The organism is Kitasatospora sp. MY 5-36 (assembly GCF_001182915.1).
GTDB lineage: Bacteria > Actinomycetota > Actinomycetes > Streptomycetales > Streptomycetaceae > Kitasatospora.
In genome coordinates this window covers 1-1,150 of sequence record NZ_LFVW01001258.1, presented here as the reverse complement: position 1 = coordinate 1,150, position 1,150 = coordinate 1, and the positions used below count along the sequence as shown (strand labels likewise).

At 78.5% G+C, this 1,150-nt stretch carries 1 protein-coding gene; it reads left to right on the top strand.

The features are described 5' to 3' along the window. Positions 1-127: 127 nt before the first annotated feature. On the top strand, positions 128-1,150 hold a 1,023-nt coding region (locus AE652_RS41805; protein ID WP_159028743.1), incomplete at its 3' end, for a DUF2398 family protein.

Below are 1,150 nucleotides of genomic sequence, written 5' to 3'. Positions count from 1 at the left end.
CCCCCGCGAGGACCGCACCGAGGGCGGGCTTCGCCGCGCCCGGCGCGACGACGCCGCCCTGCCCGTCGTCCGGTCGGGGGCCAAGACGGGCCGGCCGGGCCGGCACCGCAGGCCCGAACGCACGCGGGTGGCACCGCCCACCGTCGTGGCGCAGGATCGTTCCGGCGAGGAGCTCCCGGCGGCCGAACGCCGGATCGCCGCCCGGCTGTTGCTCGCCCACCCGCTGGTCACCGCCTCCGGCCCGCACGCCGACGGCTTCCCGCTGATCCGCCGTCACCGCGACTGGCTCGCCGAGCGCTTCGACACCCTGCTCGGCTACCGCCTCGTGGTCGGCCCCTGGCACGCCCGGCTCTGCAAGGCCGGCCTGGGCCCCGGCGCCGCGCGCCGCCTCGAACACCCCGTCACCGGCACTCCGTTCACCCCGGCCGGGTACGCCCAACTCGCCCTCGCGCTCGCCCTGTTGGTCGACGCCCCGGAGGAGCTCGGCTACCGGCGGCTGCTCGACGCGATGAACGCCGCCGCCCCCGAACTCACCGCCGAACCGACCGACCTCGCCATGGCGCTGGCCGCGCTGGCCGGCTGGCAGGTGCTCGGCGAGCTGCCGGCCGAGGGCCCGGCCGACGACTCCTTCGTGCTGACCGTGGACCGCGAACTCGCCCGGGCCGTCCCGGCCGGCCCGCCCGCCCTCGCCGACGACGCCGCCGACCTGATCCGCCGCGCCGCCGAGGCCGAGCCCGCCACCGCCGTCCGCCGCCTGCTCGCCGAGACGCCCGCCGTCCTGGCCGCCGACCTCCCCGAGGACCACCGCGCCTGGCTGGACGAGCACCGGCTCAGCGGACCGGCGGCGCTCGCCGAGTTCCTCGGACTGGAGGCCGAACTGCGGGCCGAGGGCGTCGCGCTGCTCGACCCGGCCGCCGAACTCACCGACCTCGCCCTCCCCGGCGGGGGCACCCTCACCCAGGCCGCCCTGCTGCTGGTCGAGCGCCTGGTCGAGGAGGTCCGCCCGCTGCCCGACGAGCCGGTGGCCGGCGACGTCCCGATCCCGGACGCGCTGATAGACGGCGTCCTCGGCGACATCGCGGACGAGTTCGGCCTCCCCGCCCGCTACCTCGCCGACCGCACCGCCCTGCGGCGGGACGCCCTCGACGTG